This is a genomic window from Streptomyces sp. NPDC006450, assembly GCF_040612195.1.
Lineage (GTDB): Bacteria > Actinomycetota > Actinomycetes > Streptomycetales > Streptomycetaceae > Streptomyces.
The window spans coordinates 1-19,274 of the sequence record NZ_JBEXPT010000123.1 but is presented as its reverse complement, the minus strand read 5'-3'; the positions used below and the strand labels follow the sequence as shown (position 1 = coordinate 19,274).

The window sequence follows — 19,274 nt, the reverse complement described above, 5'->3', positions numbered from 1 at the left end:
GCCGCCCGCCCGGTTCGCCGCGGCCGCCGTCGCGCTCGGGCCGGCCGACCGCGACGCCCTGCTGCGCCAGGGTGCGGCCCGCCCGGCCGCCGAGATCGCCGAGATCGCCCTCGTGCTCGGGACGGCCGGCCACACCCGGGAGGCCGACGCACTGCTCGCCGCCTTCGTCCGGGTCCGCACCGCCGAGGAATCGGCCCGGCTCGCCCGCCGGGACCCCAGGTGGTTCGCGCCCCGCCTGCTCCGCGCCGCGGAAGCGCTCTCGGGGGCTCATCACCGTGACCTGTTGCATGCGCTTCGAGTCGCGAATCTGCCCGTCACCTGACCGGAATCGACCAGGTGTCGACGTAACTCCTGCGTTTGGTGATCGACTACTCCAACCGCGCAAGGCGGTCTTGCCCCGGGCCTGGACGAGGCCTACCTTCAACTCCCTACGCGCAGCCGTCGTACACCCTCTACGTGCGTAGAAGCCGGCGTACCCCGTCGCGAGGAGCAGCTCATGGCCCAAGTCGTCCGCGCCGCACTCGTCCAGGCCACCTGGACGGGAGACACCGAGTCGATGATCGCCAAACACGAGGAGCACGCCCGCCGGGCCGCCGCCCAGGGTGCGCAGATCATCGGCTTCCAGGAAGTCTTCAACGCCCCCTACTTCTGCCAGGTCCAGGAGCCCGAGCACTACCGCTGGGCCGAGGCGGTCCCCGACGGCCCCACCGTCCGGCGGATGCAGGCCCTCGCCCGCGAGACCGGCATGGTGATCGTCGTACCGGTCTTCGAGCTGGAGGCCGAGGGCTTCTACTACAACACGGCCGCGGTCATCGACGCCGACGGCAGCTACCTCGGCAAGTACCGCAAGCACCACATCCCCCAGGTCAGGGGCTTCTGGGAGAAGTACTACTTCCGCCCGGGCAACCTCGGTTTCCCCGTCTTCGACACCGCCGTCGGCAAGGTCGGCGTCTACATCTGCTACGACCGCCACTTCCCGGAAGGCTGGCGGGAACTCGGTCTGAACGGCGCCCAGTTGGTCTACAACCCGTCCGCCACCTCCCGGGGGCTCTCCGGATACCTGTGGCAGTTGGAACAGCCCGCCTCCGCCGTCGCCAACGAGTACTTCGTCGCCGCCATCAACCGCGTGGGCCAGGAGGAGTACGGCGACAACGACTTCTACGGCACCAGCTACTTCGTCGACCCGCGCGGCCAGTTCGTCGGGGAGGTCGCCAGCGACAAGGAGGAGGAACTCCTCGTCCGCGACCTCGATTTCGACCTCATCAAGGAGGTCCGCGACCAGTGGGCCTTCTATCGCGACCGCCGCCCCGACGCCTACGGAGGACTCGTACAGCCGTGACCAACCCGATCCCCCTGCACAGCCGGCACCGCTCCGTCCTGCCCGACTGGCTCGCGCTCTACTACGACCGCCCCCTCGAACTCACCCACGGCGAGGGCCGCCACGTCTGGGACGCGGACGGCAACCGCTACCTGGACTTCTTCGGCGGCATCCTCACCACGATGACCGCCCACGCCCTGCCGGAGGTCACCAAGGCCGTCTCCGAACAGGCCGGACGGATCATCCACTCCTCCACCCTGTACCTCAACCGGCCGATGATCGAACTGGCCGAGCGCGTCTCGGCGTTGTCCGGCATCCCCGAAGCCAGGGTCTTCTTCACCACGTCCGGCACCGAGGCCAACGACACCGCCCTGCTGCTCGCGACGACGTACCGCCGCTCCAACCAGATCCTGGCGATGCGCAACAGCTACCACGGCCGCTCCTTCTCCACCGTCTCGATCACCGGCAACCGCGGCTGGTCCCCGACCAGCCTCTCGCCGCTCCAGACCTACTACGTCCACGGCGCGGTCCGCACCCGCGGCCCCTTCGCCCACCTCGACGACACCGCCTTCACCGCCGCGGCCGTCGCCGACCTGGAGGACGTACTCGGCCAGGCGCGCGGCGGGGTCGCCGCGCTCATCGCCGAACCGGTGCAGGGCGTGGGCGGATTCACCTCACCGCCCGACGGGCTCTACGGGGCCTTCCGCGAGGTCCTCGACCGGCACGGCATCCTCTGGATCAGCGACGAGGTGCAGACCGGCTGGGGTCGTACCGGCGAGCACTTCTGGGGCTGGCAGGCCCACGCCCAGAACGGCCCGCCGGACATCATCACCTTCGCCAAGGGCATCGGCAACGGCATGTCCATCGGCGGAGTCGTGGCCCGCGCCGAGGTGATGAACTGCCTCGACTCCAACTCCATCTCCACCTTCGGCGGTTCCCCGGTCACCATGGCCGCCGGCGTCGCCAACCTCGCCTACCTCCTCGAACACGACCTCCAGGGCAACGCCCGCCGCGTCGGCGGCCTGCTGCTGGAGCGGCTGCGGGCCATCGCCGCGACCGTGCCCGCCGTACGGGAGGTGCGCGGCCGGGGCCTGATGGCCGGTCTGGAGCTGACGAAGCCCGGCACCGACCAGGCCGACCCGGACGCGGCCACCGCCGTACTGGAGGCCGCCCGGGCCGGCGGCCTGCTGCTCGGCAAGGGCGGCGGCCACAACACCAGCGTGCTGCGCATCGCGCCGCCGCTCTCCCTCACCGTCGCCGAGGCGGAAGAGGGCGCCGAGATCCTCGCCGAGGCCCTCAGAAGCCTCAACTGACACCGGGGGAGACGTACATGAGCATCCGCACCCTCATCCGCGGCGGGCTCGTCATCACCGCGTCCGACGAGCTCCACGCCGACGTGCTGATCGAGGACGGCCGGGTCGCCGCGCTCGCGGCACACGGCACGGCGGCCGCCGAGACCTGGACGGCCGACCGGACGATCGACGCGAGCGGGAAGTACGTCATCCCCGGCGGGGTCGACGCCCACACCCACATGGAGCTGCCCTTCGGCGGCACGGCGGCCTCCGACACCTTCGAGACCGGTACCCGGGCCGCCGCCTGGGGCGGTACCACCACCATCGTGGACTTCGCCGTACAGACGCCGGGGCACGCCCTGCGCGAGGGCCTGGACACCTGGTACGACAAGGCTGACGGCAAGTGCGCCGTCGACTACGCCTTCCACATGATCCTCTCGGACGTCAACGAGCGGACCCTGAAGGAGATGGACCACCTGGTGGGGGAGGGGGTCACCTCCTTCAAGCTGTTCATGGCCTATCCCGGGGTCTTCTACAGCGACGACGGGCAGATCCTGCGGGCGATGCAGCGGGCGTCGGGCAACGGCGGGCTGATCATGATGCACGCCGAGAACGGCATCGCGATCGACGTCCTCGTCGAACAGGCCCTGGCGCGGGGGGAGACGGACCCGCGCCACCACGGCGAGGTCCGCAAGGTGCTCCTCGAAGCCGAGGCCACCCACCGGGCGATCCAGCTCGCCCGGGTGGCCGGCGCCCCGCTGTACGTGGTCCACGTCTCGGCGGAGGAGGCGGTGGCCGAACTGGCCGCCGCACGGGACAAGGGCCTGCCGGTCTTCGGCGAGACCTGTCCGCAGTACCTCTTCCTGTCCACCGACAACCTGGCGGAGCCGGACTTCCAGGGTGCCAAGTACGTCTGCTCCACCCCCCTGCGTCCGCGCGAGCACCAGGCGGCCCTGTGGCGGGGTCTGCGGACGAACGACCTCCAGGTGGTCTCCACCGACCACTGCCCGTTCTGCTTCCGGGGGCAGAAGGAGCTGGGCCGGGGGGACTTCTCGAAGATCCCGAACGGGCTGCCGGGGGTGGAGAACCGCATGGACCTCCTCCACCAGGCCGTCCTGGACGGGCACATCAGCCGCCGCCGCTGGATCGAGATCGCCTGCGCGACCCCGGCCCGGATGTTCGGCCTCTACCCGCAGAAGGGCACCATCGCCCCCGGTTCCGACGCCGACATCGTTCTCTACGATCCGCACGCCGAGCAGGTCATCTCCGCCGAGACGCACCACATGAACGTGGACTACTCGGCGTACGAGGGCAAGCGGATCACCGGACGCGTCGACACGGTCCTGTCGCGGGGCGAACTCGTCATCGACCGGCGGGAGTTCACCGGCCGGGCCGGTCATGGGGCCTTCATCCCCCGCTCCACCTGCCAGTACCTGTAAGCCGCAAGCCCGCACGCAGCAGCAAGGAGCCATGCATGGACTTCGGCCTCGTCCTGCAAACCGACCCGCCGGCCTCCCAGGTCGTCAGCCTCATGAAGCGCGGCGAGCGCAACGGATTCCGCTACGGCTGGACCTTCGACTCGGCGGTCCTCTGGCAGGAACCCTTCGTCATCTACAGCCAGATCCTGGCCAACACGCAGAAGATGCACGTGGGTCCGATGGTCACCAACCCGGGCACCCGCACCTGGGAGGTCACCGCCTCCACCTTCGCGACGCTGAACGACATGTACGGCAACCGCACGGTCTGCGGGATCGGCCGCGGCGACTCGGCGATGCGGGTCGCCGGGCGCGCACCCAACACGCTGGCCCGCCTCGGCGAGGCCATCGGCGTCATCCGTGACCTCGCGGAGGGCCGCGAGGCGCAGGTCGACGGCAACCCGATCCGGATCCCCTGGATCAAGGACGGGAAACTGCCCGTCTGGATGGCCGCGTACGGACCCAAGGCCCTCGCCCTGGCTGGGCAGAAGGCAGACGGGTTCATCCTCCAGCTCGCGGACCTCTACCTCACCGAGTGGATGGTCAAGGCGGTCCGCCAGGCCGCCGTGGAGGCGGGCCGCGACCCGGACTCGATCACCATCTGCGTGGCGGCCCCGGCGTACGTCACGGCGGACGACTCGGCGCAGGCCCTGGCCCACGCCCGCGATCAGTGCCGGTGGTTCGGCGGCATGGTCGGCAACCACGTCGCCGACCTGGTCTCCCGCTACGGGGAGCACTCCTCGATGGTCCCGGACGAGCTGACGGAGTACGTCAAGTCCCGGCAGGGCTACGACTACAGCCACCACGGCCGGGCCGGGAACCCGTCCACCGACTTCGTCCCCGACGAGATCGTCGACCGCTTCTGTCTCCTGGGCCCGGCCGAGGCCCACATCGAGAAGCTCCGCGCCCTGCAAGCCCTCGGCGTCGACCAGTTCGCCGTCTACGACATGCACGACGCCCGCGAGGCGACCATCGACGCCTACGGCCGGCACGTCATCCCCGCGCTCGGCCGGTAGCCGCAGGGCGGAACGGGGGAGGGAGGTGGAATCGAGCATGGCATCCCGCCGTGCTCACGCCTCTCGGCATGTTGCACGAACTCACGTGTCGCCTCTTGCCGCGATTGCGCAGAGACGGGCTTCGCACCGTGCTCCAGGATGGGCGATCAGACAAGGCGTGAGCCGGACGAGACATCCGGTTCACGGCCCTCGCGCTGCGGGCGCTGGGGGCAGCCCCGTGAGGGGTGCTCACCGGTGGACCGCCCGGCCGGCTCAGCGGAGGAGGGCGGTGAGGAGTTCGCGTTGGTCGTTGGCCAGGAGGGCGAGCTGAGTGCGGTTGTCGAGGCCGAATTTGTGGAGGGCGCGGGAGAGATGGGTCTTGACGGTGCCCTCGGCCAGGCCGAGCCGTGCACCGATCTCGCGGTTGCCGAGCCCGTCGGCGAGGGCGACCACGCAGCGCAGCTCGCCCTGCGAGAGGGCGCGGATGCGTGCCATGACCTCGGGGGTCGGGGCCGGGTGGTGGTGGGTGGAGAAGCGGCTCATGACGGTGGAGATCACGGCGGGGCTGAGCACCGCGTGGTGTTCGGCCGCGCTGTGCACCGCCTCGCGCATCTCGGCCCCCGAGGCGGTCTTCAGCAGGTAGCCGTCGGCTCCGGCCCGCCAGACCCGGGCCACGTGCTCCTCGTCGGCGATGGTGGTCAGGACGAGGATGCCGAGGCCGGGGTGGCCCTCGCGCAGGAGGCGGGCGGTTTCGGCGCCGTCGGGTCCTCCGGGCATGGCGAGGTCCAGGACGACGACGTCGGGGTCCTGTTCGGCGACGACCGCCAGGGCCTCGGCTCCGTTGCCCGCCTCGCCGACGACTTCGATGTCGTCCTGGACGGTGAGGATGGTCCTGAGTCCCGCACGGATGACGTCCTCGTCATCGGTGATCACAATGCGGAGCACTGCTCTCCTCCTTCGTGTGTGGGGGTGACGCGGGCGCGGAGCAGGTAGCCGTCTCCGTCGCCCCCGTCTGCGTCTCCGTCCGCCGTGGGCCCGGCTTCGAGGGTGCCGCCGAGCGCCTCCAGCCGGCCCCGCAGCCCGACCTGTCCGAGGCCGGTGCCCGGCGCGAGCGACCGTACGGGTGCGCCGGGCGGACCGTTGCGGACGTCGAGCGTCCAGTTGGCCGGCCCGGCCGGCCCGGTCCGCAGGCTGATCCGTACGGCCGCACCGGGCGCGTACCGCAGGATGTTGGTCAGCCCTTCGGTGACCACCCGGCGGGCGGCTTCCTGGTGCGCGGCCGGCAGCCGGCCGAAGGCCTCCGCGAACCCGTCCGTGAGCCGTACGTCGACCCCCGCCGCGCGGACGCTGTCGAGCGAGCGGCCCAGGGCGTCGAGCTCGGCCGTACCCGGACGGGGACCCGGACCGGTCGCCGGCGGTGCGTCCAGCTCGCGCAGCCGCAGCACGGCGGTCATGCCGCGCAGGTGGTCCGTGGCGGCCGCGCACTGCTTCTGCGCCGCGTCGAGCAGCCCGTCCGCGGCCTCGTTCCGGCCTCCCACGGAGCCCCGTAGCGCCTCGATCAGGATGTTCAGCAGAGCCACGTCGTGGCCGAGCAGATCGTGGAACTCCCGTACGAGCCTTCGCCGCTCGGCGTTGACCGCCTCGGCCGCCCGCTCCCGGGCCACCTCCTCGGCGCGGGCCCGCTCCGCCAAGTGGCGGGCGCGGGTGATCCCGACCATGACGGTCATGGCCACGGCGGCGGTGAGCAGGGCGACGCCGGCGGGGGAGCTGTCCTGGACCAGCGGTGGGCCGGAGCCGAGAGCGCCGACGGCGATCAGCTCGGAGGTGGCCGCCGCACCGAACCACCAGGCGTAGGAGCGGCGTTGGTAGCGCCCGGCGGCGTAGGCGAGGAAGAACAGGGCGGCGAACTTCGCGCTCAGGGCGGTCGCGACGAGAATCACGACCGCGGCGAGCGGGAAGCGGGTGCGGCGCCACAGCAGGGCGGCGCAGGCGGCGAGGATGCCGAACCAGCGCAGGAGGGGGTGCGCGGCCCAGGATGCGTGGGTGACCTCGGCGAAGACCTCGAAGGGGATGCTGACCAGCAGGCAGGCGCCCGCCGCGATCCGGTCCCAGGCGAGGGGGCCGTACCGGTGCGGGGCACGGACGGTGCCGGTGTCGGTCTCGGTGCCGGGCGACTGCACGGGTTCTCCTCCTCGCCTCGTCTCGTCCCGTCGTACGAGCACCCTGCCATCGGCGGGGGCCCCGGCCCGGGCCGCGACACGGCGGGTCCCGCCGGGAGCGCGTCCGGGCGGGACCTGCGTGCTGCGTGCCGCGCGCGTCAGTGCACCTGGGTCGGTGCGCCGGCCGTCGCGGCCCGGACGGCGGGGCGCCGGTCCAGGAACCAGTGGGCGGCGAGCTTGAGCTGGTCCTCCAGGAGGAAGCAGCAGATCGCGTAGCCCCAGACGGCCGCCGCCCAGCCCCAGCCGAGCGGGGTCATGCCCACGCCGAACACGGTGACGAGGGTGGCGATGGCCTGGGCGGCGCACACCGCGATCAGCAGCGGCCGGGCCGGGGCCGGGGAGGTCCAGAAGCGGCCGCGGGTGCGGGTCACGAAGATGGTCAGCTGGCCGGAGACCGACAGGCTCAGGTAGACCAGCGAGTGGATCAGACCGTCGCTCAGGTGGAAGACCTCCCGGCCGAGGACGAAGAGCAGGAAGGTTTCGGCGACGCCCACCACACCCAGCACGGTGGCCACGGTCAGCACGCTGCGCATGTCCCAGGTCACGGGCCCCCGCGAGCCGCGGACCTTGTCGTAGGCGATCGTCAGGATCGCGCCGTCGTTCAGCAGGGCCAGCAGCACGATCATCATCGCGGTGACCGGGAAGAAGTTGTAGGCGACGATCGTCAGGGTGATCAGGCCGAGGACCCGGATGGTTTCCGTGATGCGGTACGTGGCGTAGTTGACCATCCGTTGGATGATCTCCCGGGCCTGGCTGATCGCGTGGGAGATGACCGACAGGCCCGGGGTCAGCAGCACCACGTCGGCGGCGGCCCGCGCGGCGTCCGTGGCGTCGGCCACGGCGATGCCGGCGTCGGCCTGCTTGAGCGCGGGAGCGTCGTTGACCCCGTCGCCGGTCATGCCGACGATGTGGCCGCGCTCCTGGAGCATCTTGACGATGCGGTACTTGTGCTCCGGGAAGACCTGCGCGAATCCGTCCGAGATCTCGACGAGTTCGGCGAGCTCCGCCGCCGGCCTGTCGGCGTCCAGGGCGTGGGTGTCGAGGATGTGGTCGCCCATCCCGATCTGACGGGCCAGCTCCCGGCTGATCGCCACCTGGTCGCCGGTGACCATCTTGACGGAGACGCCCAGTCCGTTCGCGGCGGCCACGGTGTCGGCGGTGTCCTCGCGCGGGGGGTCGGCCAGCGGGAGGATGCCGAGGAGGCGCCAGGCGCCCGACTCGTCGGTCCGGGCCACGCCCAGGGAGCGGAAGCCGCGGGCGGCGAAGGAGTCGGCGATCGCGGCGACGTGCGCGGCGGCCGGGTCGCCGTCGCAGAGCTGCGCGATGACCTGCGGGGCGCCCTTGCTCACGTGGTACGTGTCCGGGCTCGGTCCGGGGCCGGCGCCGAAGCCGACGGTGGCCTCGGTGCGCTTGGTGACCGGGTCGAAGGGGACGAAGTCGGTGACCGGGACGCCGAGCGCCCAGCCGGTGTCGGAGCCGGCCAGCCGGTCGGTGGCGGTGGAGACGACGATCCGGTCGATGGGGTCGCCGTTCTCGGCACGGGAGGCCAGGGCGGCGGAGCCGAGCAGGTCGTCCTGGTCGACACCGTCCGGGATCCAGGGGTCCTGGATCGCGAGGCGGTTCTCGGTGAGGGTGCCGGTCTTGTCGGAGCACAGGACGTCGATGCTGCCCAGTTCCTCGACGGCGGGCAGGTGGGACACCAGGGCTCCGCGCCTGGCGAGGTTGCGGGCGCCGACGGCGAGCGTCACGGACATGACGGCGGGCAGGGCGACCGGGACGGAGGCGATGACGACGACGAGCGCGAACTCCATGACGGAGAGCACCGCGTTGCCGCGGGCCACCGACACGACCACGGTGAGGGTGACCAGGGCGACGGCCAGCAGGATCAGATAGTTGCCGATCTTGAGGACGGCCTGCTGGAGGTGGCTGACGGTGCCGGCCTCGCCGACGAGGGCGGTGGTCCTGCCGAAGAAGCTGTTCGCGCCGGTGCCCTCGACGACGGCGTCGGTCTCACCCCGCACGATCACCGAACCGGAGTACAGGGTTTCGCCGCGGCCGCGCTCGACGGGCAGGGACTCGCCGGTGAGGGCGGCCTGGTCGACGTCGAGGGTGCCGGTCCCGAGGGCCCGTACGTCGGCGGGGACGACGTCCCCGAGCCGGACCCGGACGATGTCGCCCGGAACCAGTTCCCGGACGGCCTCCGTGCGCCACACCCCGTCACGCAGCACGCGGGCCTCGGTGGCGAGCCGCTGCTTGAGGGCGGCGATGGCGTTGGCGGCCTCGTGCTCCTCCATGAACGCCACCACGCCGTTGACGGCGAGCAGGACGCCGATGATGGCGACGTCGACCCAGTGCTGGACGACGATCGAGAGGATCAGCGCGGTCTCGATCATCCAGGGGATGGGGGCCCAGAAGTAGCCGAGGAACTCCCGCAGCGGGTTCTTGTGCTCCTCGGCGATCTCGTTCGGACCGTGCTCCCGCAGGAGACGGCGTGCCTCGGCGGTGGTGAGCCCGTCCGGCCAGGAGGCGGGGGGCTCGAAATCCTCGGGTTCCTCGGGTTCCCCGGGTTCCTCGGGTTCCCCGGATTCCGCGGGTTCCCCGGATTCGGCCGGTCCGGTGGCGGGGGTGAGGGAGGCCGCGGTGGCGGGGACGGTGGGGAAGATCTCCGTGCTCATGACCCGTCACCTGCTTCCGTGCAGCAGGGACAGGAACGAGGGGATCTCCATGGGGCGGGCGCCGCTCGTCATCGCCATGCGGGCGGCGTCGACGGTGCCGGCCCGCAGGATGCGGATGACGTGGCCGCCGCACCCCGCGCATTCGGAGCGGGTCAGCGGGGACGGGACGCGCTCGCCGTCCACGGTGCACAGGGTGCGCTGGACGCCGGTGCCGTCGATGTAGTGCTGGACGTCGTACTGCTTCTCCCAGCCGAGCCCGCAGTCGAGGCAGGTGAAGGCGTAGGACTCGTGGAGGACCTCGGGAGCGGTGTGGGGGGTGAATTCGGTGTGCGGGGGGAATTCCGTGCGGGGGGAGAAAGCGGTGAAGGTGCTGAATTCGTCGGTCGCGGTCATCGCGTGTTCCTCGTGACCAGTGGTGGACTTCTCGTCCGCATCTGCTGCGGTGCCAACGGGGGCCGGTGCCCGGTCTCACTCCGACCTCCTCCAGGAAACGCCCGCGGAGAACACGGCGGGGGCCGCGAACGACCTGTCCTCAGGGGGCCACCGCCGACCCCGCCGGGACTTCTCGTAAGCGGAAGTGAGCACTCCACGCCTCTTGGCGTGCGCATCGGAGCTCGCTCCGCAGGACCGGGCCACCACCCGCAACGACAAGCTCATGTACGTCGTCCTGCTCGCCGCGATCGTGCTGGGCCTGGTCGCCGAGCCGATGCACGCCGCGATCCGCGACCTGCCACCCGCTACCCGAGGGGCCCCGGCTCCGAAGGCGCTGCCCGCTCCCACGGGCAGCACCTTCGGAGCCGTGATGGGGCGAGGTGCTCCGCGCCCGTCAGCCCCACGCGCCGGCGATCTGGCGGGTCGTGGCGTTGAGCCGGTTGAACAAGTTGGTGACACCGATCATCAGGACGATCGCGGCCAGCTGCTTCTCGTCGAAGTAGGTGGCGGCCGTGTCCCAGACCTCGTCGCTCACCGCGTCGGGGCGGTCGGCCAGCCGGGTCGCGGCCTCGGCGAGCAGCAGGGCCGCCCGCTCCTCTTCGCTGAAGTACGGGGTCTCGCGCCAGGCGGCGACCGTGGCCAGCCGCTCGTCGCTCACCCCGGCCTTGCGGGCCGACTTGGCGCCGCCGTCCACACAGGCGCTGCACCCGTTGATCTGGCTCACCCGCAGATGCACCAGCTCCAGGATCTGCCCGTCCACTCCACCGGAGTGCACGGCCTTGAAGAGGTCCTGGATGGGCTGCATCGCGCTGTTGAGGACGACGGCGGGGTTCTGCATACGGGACTGCATCTCGGTGTGCTCCTCTTCTGGGCTTCCGGCTTTCCGGCTTTCCGGCCTTCCGGCTCTTTCAGGTGTTCCGGTTCCCCCTCGGGGTGTGACTCCATAACAGCCGCCGCGGCCCGCCGCGGCGATGGCGGTGGGACATGCTGGGACAGGCGGAACATCCTTGACCTGCGGATATGCGGCCCGGGATAATCCGGTCGCGGCGGGACAGGGATACGGGGGGAACCGTGGACATGGAACGGCGGACGGCCAAGGCCGACCCGCAGGACGAGCTGGCCGCACGGCTGCGGCGGCTCCAGGAGGTGTCCGGGCTCGGGGTACGGGCCCTCGCCAGGGATGCGGGACTGAGCTCCTCCTCGCTCTCGCGCTACCTCAGCGGCCAGACCGTGCCGCCCTGGACCGCGGTGGTCGCCCTCTGCCGACTGGTCAAACGCGATCCGCGCCCCCTGCGCCCCCTGTGGGAACTCGGGTCCGCCAACCCGCTGCCGGCGCCCCCGAAGGCCAGCCGCCAGGTCCAGCCGAAGCCCCGCAACGACCTGCCGCGCGACGTCAGCGACTTCACCGGACGCGAGGCCCAACTCGCCGCCGTGCTCGCCGCGGTGGACAGCCACCGGGGGGTCGCCGTCGACGGCATGGCGGGCGTGGGCAAGACCTGCCTGGCGGTGCACGCCGCGCACCGGCTCGCCGCCGACTATCCGGACGCCCAGCTCTACGTGGACCTGCACGGATTCACCGAAGGCCGGGACCCCCTCGATCCCGACTCCGCGCTGCGGATGCTGCTCGGGGCCCTCGACGTGCCGTCCGAGAGGGTCCCGCAGGAGGGCCTCGAACAGCTGGCCGCCTGCTGGCGCGCGGAACTGGCGGGCCGGCGGGCCGTCGTGGTCGTCGACAACGCGGCCGACGCGGACCAGGTCCGGCCGCTGCTGCCCGGCGCCGGTGACTCCGTCGTCCTGATCACGAGCCGCAACCGGCTGCTGGGCCTGGACGAGGTGCCGCCGGTCTCGCTGGACGTGCTCAGTCCGCGGGAGAGCGCGGAGCTGCTGGCCCGGGCCAGCGGAGACACCGGCGGCCCCGAAGGCCGCCTCGCCCGTGAACCGGAGTCCGCCGCCGAGGTGCTGCGGCTGTGCGGCCACCTGCCCCTGGCCCTGCGGCTGGCCGCGGCCCGGCTGCGGCACCGGCCGGGCTGGACGGTGGGCATCCTCGTGGAGCGGCTGGCGGAGGGGGCGAGCGAGTTCGACACCGCGTTCGCCATGTCCGTGCGGCAACTGGACCGTTCCCAGGCCCGGTTGTTCCGGATGCTGGGCCTGCTGCCCGGCGGCTCCTTCGACGCGTACGCGGCCGCCGCCCTGGCGGACGTCCCGTTGCACGCCGCCCGGGAGATGCTGGAGGACCTGGTCGACGCACACCTCGTCCAGCAGCCGACGGCCGGCCGCTACCGGCTGCACGACCTGGTCCACCAGCACGCGCGCGGAGCCTGCGCGCAGCAGGACTCCCCGGCCGACCGGGAGCGCGCGCTGGGCCGCTTCCTCGACTACTTCGTGCACGCGGCGGCCGCGGCCGACACCGCGATGCCGGTGCTCTCACCGGGACGCCCGCCCACCGCGGGCCTGCCGCCGGCCGCACTGCCGCGGTTCGCCGACAAGAACGCGGCCTGCTCCTGGCTCGTCTCGGAGTACGAGACGATGATCGCCGCATTCGAGACGGCGGTCGCCGTCGGTGCGGATGTGCACGTCTGCGAGCTGCCGCGCTTCCTGCGCGGGTACTTCGCACGGCGCTGCGGCACGACCCACCTCAACCACCTCTTCGAGCGTTCGCTGGCCGCCGCCGAGCGCCTCGGAGATCCGCTGCGCCTGGCCGAGGCCTACAGCGACCTGGGCTTCGCGCGCTACAACGCGGGCCGGATGGCCGAGGCCACAGCCGCCTACGAGGCGGCCGGACTCCGGGTGGCGCAGGCGGGGGACACCCGCTCGGAGGCCGAACTGACCCTGCGGCGTGGCTATTTGAGCTGGGACCGGGGCGACCGGGAGAGCGCGGAGGAGCCGCTGGAACTCTTCCGGCTGGCCGGGAAGCTGTACGGGGAGGCCGGCCTCCCGGCGGGCGCGGCCCACGCGGCCGCCTCGGAGGCCTGGGCGCTGCTCCAGCTCGGAGACCGCGAGGAGGCGGCGCGGCGGGCCCGGGAGGTGCTGGATGTCTCCCACCCGGACCCCGCGTGGCCGCCCGCCCTGACGGCCCGCATCACCCTCGGCGTGGCCATCGCAGCGGAGGCGCCCGAGGAGGCGTCGGAGCATCTGCACCGGGCGCTGGCACTGGCCCGCGAGGACGGGCACGTGAACAACGAGGCGTGGGCCCTGAACTGCCTGGGCGTCGGGCTGCGCCGGATGGGCCGGTACGAGGAGGCCCTGGCCAGCCACCGGGAGGCGTTCGCGCTCCTGGACGAGCTGTTCGAGGAACACTGGAAGGTCCGCTTCCTGGGCGGCTACGCCGAGACCTGCCGGCTCGCGGGACTGCCCGAGGAGGCCCTGCGCCTGCACCGGCAGGCCCTGGAGCTGGCCCCGGGGCTCGGCTACCGGCACGAGGAGGCGCTGGCCCACGAGGGGATCGCGGTCCTGCTCGACGACACGGACCCGGCCGCGGCCGCGGAGCACCGCACGGCGGGGCGCTCGCTCCTGGAGGAGCTCGGTGCGGGGGCGCACTGAGCGGATCGCCCCGATGCTGTTGCAGGACTCCGGGCGGGACTGACAGCCTGATTCCGAGCCGGCCCGACCAGGGGCCGGCCGGACCCGGGGGGACCAGCATGAACATCAGAGCCGCCGCCGTAGCCGCCACCGCGGCCTTCGCCCTGGCCGCGCTGGGCGCGGGCCCGGCCTTCGCCGACAACCACATCAGCGTCGCGCCGCAGGGCCAGGACGGGACGTTCGGGGCGCAGGGCCCGCAGTACCTGCAGGGGGATCAGGGCCCGCAGTTCCTCCAGGACGGCCAGTTCGAGCACTGATCCCGCGGTCCCGCTACGGCGTCTGCGGCCCCCACCCGTTGGGACAGGGGGCCGCGGACCCCGTGGCAGGGCCGTAGGCGTAGGCCACGAAGTCCTTGAGCTCCGGGCCCCAGTAGGGCCACGCGTGGTCGCCGGGGCCCCGGCAGTAGCGGTGGGTGACCGCGCGGTCCTTCAGGTCCTGGTGGAGCGCCGCGGTCATGGCGCCGATCTCCTTCTCGCCGGTGCCGCCCGTGCCGCCCGCGTACAGGGCCATCTTCCCGCCGTACGGGGCGTACTTGCCGTCGAGCGCCAGGTTGACCGGGTTCTGCCCGGGCCACGTGCTCGGCGGGCCGAAGACCGTGGCCATCCGGTACGGGGTGTCGCCGGTCACCCGGAACTTCCCGTCGAACAGGCCCGTCCACAGGATCGATGCCCCGGCCTGCCAGGTGGAGTTGGCGATGACGCTCTGCGCGCCCGGGTCGAAGATGTCCGTACCGGGAGAGAAGGCGCCGACGGCGGAGAACAGCTCCGGGTGGCGGCCGGCGTAGCGCAGGGCGCCGTAACCGCCCATCGAGACACCTGCGACCGCCCGCCCGGAGGCCGCGCGCACGGTGTTGAAGTTGGCGTCGATCCACGGGACCAGCTGCTGGATGTGGAAGGTCTCCCACTGCGGGGCGAAGTAGCCGTCGGTGTGCCCGGGCCAGTCGCTGTACCAGCCGGCCTTGCCGCCCTCCGGCATCACGACGATGCCCCGGAAGGCGGAGTCCTTCAGGTTCGCCGTGACGTTGCCCTCGTCGGTCTTCGACCACTGCTCGACGTCGCGCGAGCCGCCGTGCAGCAGGTAGAGCACGGGGTAGGGGTGCGCCGGGTCCCGCTGGTAGTCCTCCGGCAGCAGGATCCGTACCCGCACCGGCACCTGGACCGGGTTGATCGACGGGGTCCCGCCGTGCGCGGCGAAGATCGCGGAGGTGGTCACGGAGGCGTCGCCCACGGGCGGCCGGAGCCCACCAGGAGGTGGACCGGGTTCCGGTCCTCACCGCCCGCTGCCGCCCCGTAGCCGGCCGTACCTCCCCTTGCCTTCCCTTGCCTCCCCTTGCCTTCCCGGGTGTGCCGGTGCGGCCTGCCCGTCCGTCCCCGTCCGCCCCTGCCCGTCTGTCCGCGCCCGTCCGTCCCCCGTCCGTCCGTCCCCGTCCGCCCGGCGGAGCGTTCATCCGTGGTCCACCCGGGGTCCGGCCGCCCGTCGGTCCGGCGGTGGGGATTGTCAGCCGGGCGTGCTTTGCTGGAGGCATGATCGATGAATTCCTCGCCCGGAACCTGTCCGACGTCGACGAAGCCGTTCGCAAAGCGGCGGCGATCGAGATCATGCCGAGATTCCGCCGGCTCGCCGACCACGAGGTGGACCAGAAGAGCGGCCCGCACGATCTGGTGACCGACGCCGACCGCAAGGCCGAGGAGTACCTCACGGCCGCCCTGACCCGGCTGCTGCCGGGCTCGGCGGTGGTGGGCGAGGAAGCGGTGCACGCCGACCCCGGGGTGTACGGGGCGCTGCGCGCCGACGCCCCGGTGTGGATCGTGGACCCCGTCGACGGGACCCGCCAGTTCGTGCACGGCGAGCCGGAGTTCTGCACCCTGGTCGCGCTCGCGCACCGCGGGGAGCTCCTCGCCTCCTGGACCTTCGCCCCGGCGCTGGAGGAGATGGCCACCGCCGTGCGCGGACAGGGCGCGTACGTCAACGGCGAGCGGATCCTGAGCGGTTCGCCGCAGCCCGGCGCCGAGCTGCGGGTCGCGACCGCTCACCCGCTGTACACCACCGAGGAGGAGCGGCGGATCCTGGCGCGCCTGGACGTGCCCGGGGTGGCCCCCCGCGCGTGCGGATCGGCCGGCCTGGAGTACCTGAAGGTGGCCCGGGGAGAGATGGACGGCCTGGCCTTCAACTGGCCCTCGGCCTGGGACCACGCGGCCGGGCTGCTCCTGGTTGCCGAGGCGGGAGGCTCCCAGAGCACCGTCGACGGGGTCCCCTTCCGGGTGGACCGGGACAACGCGCTGCCGTTCGCGGTCGGCCGGGACGAGGCCACGGCCGTACGGATCCGGGAGCTGCTGCGGGGCGCATGACGCCGCGGCGGAGCCGGTGGCCGGGCCGCGGAGCCTGGCCGGGCCGGCGGCCGCTCCCGCCGCTGAGCCCAGGGCGAACGGAGTCGGCGCGGATCGCGGAGCCCGCCTATGGACAGGCGCAATACCCTGGGGGCGGTGGCGCCGCCGGACGAAGGAGTCGCAAGTGCCGTCGATCCTCGATGCGGTCGTGGTGGGGGCCGGGCCCAACGGGCTGACGGCCGCCGTTGAACTGGCCCGGCGCGGTTTCTCCGTGGCCGTCTTCGAAGCCTCGGACACCGTCGGCGGCGGGGCCCGGACCGAGGAGCTCACCCTCCCCGGCTTCCGGCACGACCCCTGCTCGGCGGTACACCCGCTCGGCGCCGGTTCCCCGGTCTTCTCCACGATGCCGCTGGGGCGGTACGGGCTGGAGTGGCTGCACGCCCCGCTGCCCATGGCGCATCCCTTCGACGACGGCACGGCGGCCGTGCTCTCCCGTTCCGTCGCCGAGACCGCCGCGTCCTTCGGGGCCCGCGACGCGGGCACGTACCGGCGGCTGGTCGAGCCGTTCCTCGGCAAGTGGGACACCCTCGCCCGGGACTTCATGTCGCTGCCGAACACCGCGCTGCCCCGTGACCCGTTGACCCTCGCCCGCTTCGGGCTGGCCGGGCTGCCGCCCTCCACCTGGCTGCTGAGCCGCTTCCGCGACGACCGTGCCCGCGCCCTGTTCGCGGGGCTCGTCGCGCACGTCATCGCCCCGCTCGGCGGGCTCGGGACCAGCGCCGTCGGCCTGGTCTTCGCCCTCGCCGCGCACGCGAACGGCTGGCCGATGCCGCGCGGCGGCTCGCAGTCGATCTCCGACGCCCTCGCCGGGTACCTGCGCGACCTCGGCGGGACCGTCCACACCGGGTTCGAGGTCAAGCGGCTCGACGACCTGCCGCCGGCCCGGGCGTACGTCTTCGACACCTCCCCGACCGCGCTGGCCCGCATCGCCCGCCTGGGACGCGTCTACGACGGCTACCGCTACGGCGCCTCCGTGTTCAAGCTGGACTACGCCCTGGACGGCCCCGTCCCCTGGACCGCCGAGGAGCCGCGCCGGGCCGGCACCGTACAGATCGGACCGCACACCCGCGACATCGACGCGGCCCTGCAACTGGCCTCCGGCGGGCGGGTCCCGCGCACCCCCTTCCTCATCGCCGCCCAGCCCAGCCTGGTCGACCCCGGCCGGGCGCCCGAGGGCAAGCACACCTTCTGGGTGTACGGGCACGTCCCGGCCGGCTGGGACGGCGACCTCACCGAAGCCGTCGAACGCCAACTGGAGCGCTTCGCGCCCGGGTTCCGCGACCTGGTGCTCGCCCGCGCCACGGCGGGACCGCCGCAGCTCGCCGCCCGCAACCCCAACTACGTCGGCGGCGACATCGCCTGCGGAGCCGCCTCCGGGCTCCAGCTCCTGCTGCGCCCCAAGCTCACTCTGGCCCCGTACAACACGGCCCACCCGGCCGTGTTCCTGTGCTCCTCGGCCACCCCGCCCGGCCCCGGCGTGCACGGCATGTCGGGCCACAACGCGGCCAAGGCCGCCTGGCGCCACCTGCGCGCGATGGGCGTCTGAGGACTCCCGCAGTCGCCCGAGGGCGTGCTCCGCAGCCGCCCTCGGGGGCTACCCGAAGGCACCCTTGTGGGGGCCGATCGAGGGGTCGAGTTCGTGGAGCATCTTCCGGGCGTCCTCCAGGATCCCGGCGGTGCACAGGACCCGCCAGTCCGCGTAGCCGGGCGACTGCGCCAGCGCGGTCCGCAGGAAGCAGGTCTCGGCCTCGCCGAGCAGCCCCGTCAGGCGGGCCCGCACCTCGGGCGAGGGGGCGTCCGGGGACGCGTGTACGTCGGCCAGGTCGCCCAGCATCGCGGCGAGCGCGGCCAGTGCTCCGTCCAGCCCGGCCGGGGCGTCCGCCCGCCGGGGCAGCAGGTGCTCCTCGTGCTGCGCCCAGTGCAGGGCGGGCGGCCGGCCTTCGCGGAAGGTCAGGTTGTACAGGCCGCGGGTGATCCCCCGGACCTGGTGGCCGACGTGGTCGAGGCACTGGGTGGCTTCGGCGAGCCGGTCCAGGCGGGGCCGCGCGAGCCGGCCGCGCGGCCGCCAGCGGATCGCGTCCTCCGCCTCGCGGACGGCCCGGCGTACCGTGTCGAGCTCCTTGGACAGGGAGCGGGCCCGCCGGACCCAGTCGCCGGTGCGCGCGGACCAGTCGTCCTCGGCCAGGCCGCGGGCGATCTCGGTGAGCAGCGCGGCCATCTGCCGGTTCAGGCGGGCCAGTTCCTCGCCGGCGCGGCGGGTGAACCCGGGGGCGGGCAGTGCGAGGCCGACGCACGTGCCGACGAGCACGCCGACGACGTTGTCCTCCAGCCGGGCCGCTCCGTACCCGAAAGTGGTGGCGGCGCCCATCACGAGCACGGCGGTCAGCGCGATCTGGTGCATCTGCGAACCGAGGTTCATCGCGCGTCCCGCGTACATGCCGACCAGGACCACGAGGACGACGCTTGCTGTGTTCGTGCCGATCGAGGCGGTGGCCGCGACACCGAGCAGGAAGCCGAACAGGATGCCGGCCGCCCGCTGCAGGCTCTTGCGCGCGGTGGCGAAGGGCGTGGTCTGCGTGGCGAGGATGGCGCCGACGGGGGCGAGCGAGGCCGACTCGGAGTGCAGCAGCACGGAGGCGATCCACCAGGCGAGCCCCGCCGAGATCGCGGCGCGCAGGACCATGCTGCCGTCGCCGAAGCCTGCGGTCATCCGGGACCGCAGGTCCGCTGTGCCCACCGTGGTGCCGGGTACCTTCACTTTTGGGACCTTACGTCACGCCGTGCGCGGCCGGGCTCGGGCGGCGGGGGGAGGGGGGCGCGCTCATACCGGGCCCCCCCCCCGACAAGGCCTCCGGCGCCCCGACCGCGCGGGGCCACCGCCCCGCCACCCCACCGCCCCGCC

Annotated in this window: 15 protein-coding genes and 2 pseudogenes; 10 read left to right on the top strand and 7 right to left on the bottom strand. The window is 72.8% G+C overall.

All coding sequences use genetic code 11. From position 1 onward, the window contains the following. The 5 genes and pseudogenes from ABZY57_RS27165 to ABZY57_RS27145 all read left to right on the top strand — a co-directional run. Window positions 1–322 (top strand): annotated as a pseudogene (locus ABZY57_RS27165) (hypothetical protein); the annotation flags it as partial. Between the two features lie 174 nt (window positions 323–496). Next, window positions 497–1,339, top strand: a complete 843-nt coding sequence (locus ABZY57_RS27160) for a nitrilase-related carbon-nitrogen hydrolase (RefSeq protein ID WP_356516253.1) — start codon at window positions 497–499, stop codon at window positions 1,337–1,339. Further along, entirely contained in the window at window positions 1,336–2,631 is a 1,296-nt protein-coding gene (locus ABZY57_RS27155) for an aspartate aminotransferase family protein (RefSeq protein WP_356516251.1), read from the top strand. Before ABZY57_RS27160 ends, ABZY57_RS27155 begins: the two co-directional genes overlap by 4 nt. Window positions 2,632–2,648: 17 nt before the next feature. Beyond that, window positions 2,649–4,049, top strand: coding sequence for a dihydropyrimidinase (gene hydA / locus ABZY57_RS27150; RefSeq protein ID WP_356516249.1), 1,401 nt, complete (start codon window positions 2,649–2,651; stop codon window positions 4,047–4,049). A 35-nt stretch (window positions 4,050–4,084) separates the two neighbouring features. After that, the gene (locus tag ABZY57_RS27145) at window positions 4,085–5,101 is read left to right on the top strand and encodes a TIGR03842 family LLM class F420-dependent oxidoreductase (RefSeq protein ID WP_356516247.1); all 1,017 of its coding nucleotides are present in this window, start codon (window positions 4,085–4,087) and stop codon (window positions 5,099–5,101) included. 252 nt (window positions 5,102–5,353) lie between these two features. On the opposite strand, the gene ABZY57_RS27140 is transcribed toward ABZY57_RS27145, so the two are convergent. The 4 genes from ABZY57_RS27140 to ABZY57_RS27125 all read right to left on the bottom strand — a co-directional run bounded on the left by ABZY57_RS27140 (window position 5,354) and on the right by ABZY57_RS27125 (window position 10,367). Next, on the bottom strand, window positions 5,354–6,025 hold the full coding sequence (locus tag ABZY57_RS27140) for a response regulator transcription factor (RefSeq protein WP_356516245.1): 672 nt from the start codon (window positions 6,023–6,025) through the stop codon (window positions 5,354–5,356). Continuing rightward, on the bottom strand, window positions 6,010–7,260 hold the full coding sequence (locus ABZY57_RS27135; RefSeq protein WP_356516243.1) for a histidine kinase: 1,251 nt from the start codon (window positions 7,258–7,260) through the stop codon (window positions 6,010–6,012). Before ABZY57_RS27135 ends, ABZY57_RS27140 begins: the two co-directional genes overlap by 16 nt. 137 nt (window positions 7,261–7,397) lie before the next feature. Continuing rightward, window positions 7,398–9,974 (bottom strand): plasma-membrane proton-efflux P-type ATPase, encoded by a 2,577-nt coding sequence (locus ABZY57_RS27130; protein WP_356516241.1) that lies wholly within the window; start codon window positions 9,972–9,974, stop codon window positions 7,398–7,400. Between the two features lie 6 nt (window positions 9,975–9,980). Next, window positions 9,981–10,367: a hypothetical protein gene (locus ABZY57_RS27125; RefSeq protein ID WP_356516239.1), complete on the bottom strand. Its 387-nt coding sequence runs from the start codon at window positions 10,365–10,367 to the stop codon at window positions 9,981–9,983. 223 nt (window positions 10,368–10,590) lie between these two features. Between ABZY57_RS27125 and ABZY57_RS27120 the strand changes: the two are divergent. After that, window positions 10,591–10,689, top strand: a pseudogene (locus ABZY57_RS27120) (respiratory nitrate reductase subunit gamma); the annotation flags it as partial. 111 nt (window positions 10,690–10,800) lie between these two features. On the opposite strand, the gene ABZY57_RS27115 reads toward ABZY57_RS27120, so the two are convergent. Then, window positions 10,801–11,256, bottom strand: coding sequence for a carboxymuconolactone decarboxylase family protein (locus tag ABZY57_RS27115; protein ID WP_356516237.1), 456 nt, complete (start codon window positions 11,254–11,256; stop codon window positions 10,801–10,803). A 227-nt stretch (window positions 11,257–11,483) separates the two neighbouring features. Between ABZY57_RS27115 and ABZY57_RS27110 the strand changes: the two genes are divergently transcribed. Then, a complete protein-coding gene (locus tag ABZY57_RS27110) occupies window positions 11,484–13,946 on the top strand; it encodes a tetratricopeptide repeat protein (protein WP_356516235.1) in 2,463 nt (820 codons plus the stop codon). Window positions 13,947–14,044: 98 nt separating this feature from the next. After that, a complete protein-coding gene (locus tag ABZY57_RS27105) occupies window positions 14,045–14,242 on the top strand; it encodes a hypothetical protein (RefSeq protein ID WP_356516233.1) in 198 nt (65 codons plus the stop codon). 13 nt (window positions 14,243–14,255) lie between these two features. Here ABZY57_RS27105 and ABZY57_RS27100 read toward each other — a convergent pair whose 3' ends face one another. After that, a complete protein-coding gene (locus ABZY57_RS27100) occupies window positions 14,256–15,197 on the bottom strand; it encodes an alpha/beta hydrolase-fold protein (protein ID WP_356516231.1) in 942 nt (313 codons plus the stop codon). Window positions 15,198–15,508: 311 nt separating this feature from the next. On the opposite strand from ABZY57_RS27100, the gene ABZY57_RS27095 reads away from it, so the two are divergent. Further along, window positions 15,509–16,333, top strand: a complete 825-nt coding sequence (locus ABZY57_RS27095; RefSeq protein WP_356516229.1) for an inositol monophosphatase — start codon at window positions 15,509–15,511, stop codon at window positions 16,331–16,333. Window positions 16,334–16,496: 163 nt separating this feature from the next. Then, window positions 16,497–17,918, top strand: coding sequence for an NAD(P)/FAD-dependent oxidoreductase (locus tag ABZY57_RS27090; RefSeq protein WP_356516227.1), 1,422 nt, complete (start codon window positions 16,497–16,499; stop codon window positions 17,916–17,918). 48 nt (window positions 17,919–17,966) lie between these two features. Here the strand turns inward: ABZY57_RS27090 and ABZY57_RS27085 are convergent, their stop codons facing one another. Beyond that, a complete protein-coding gene (locus ABZY57_RS27085) occupies window positions 17,967–19,130 on the bottom strand; it encodes an FUSC family protein (protein WP_356516225.1) in 1,164 nt (387 codons plus the stop codon). Window positions 19,131–19,274: the final 144 nt, after the last annotated feature.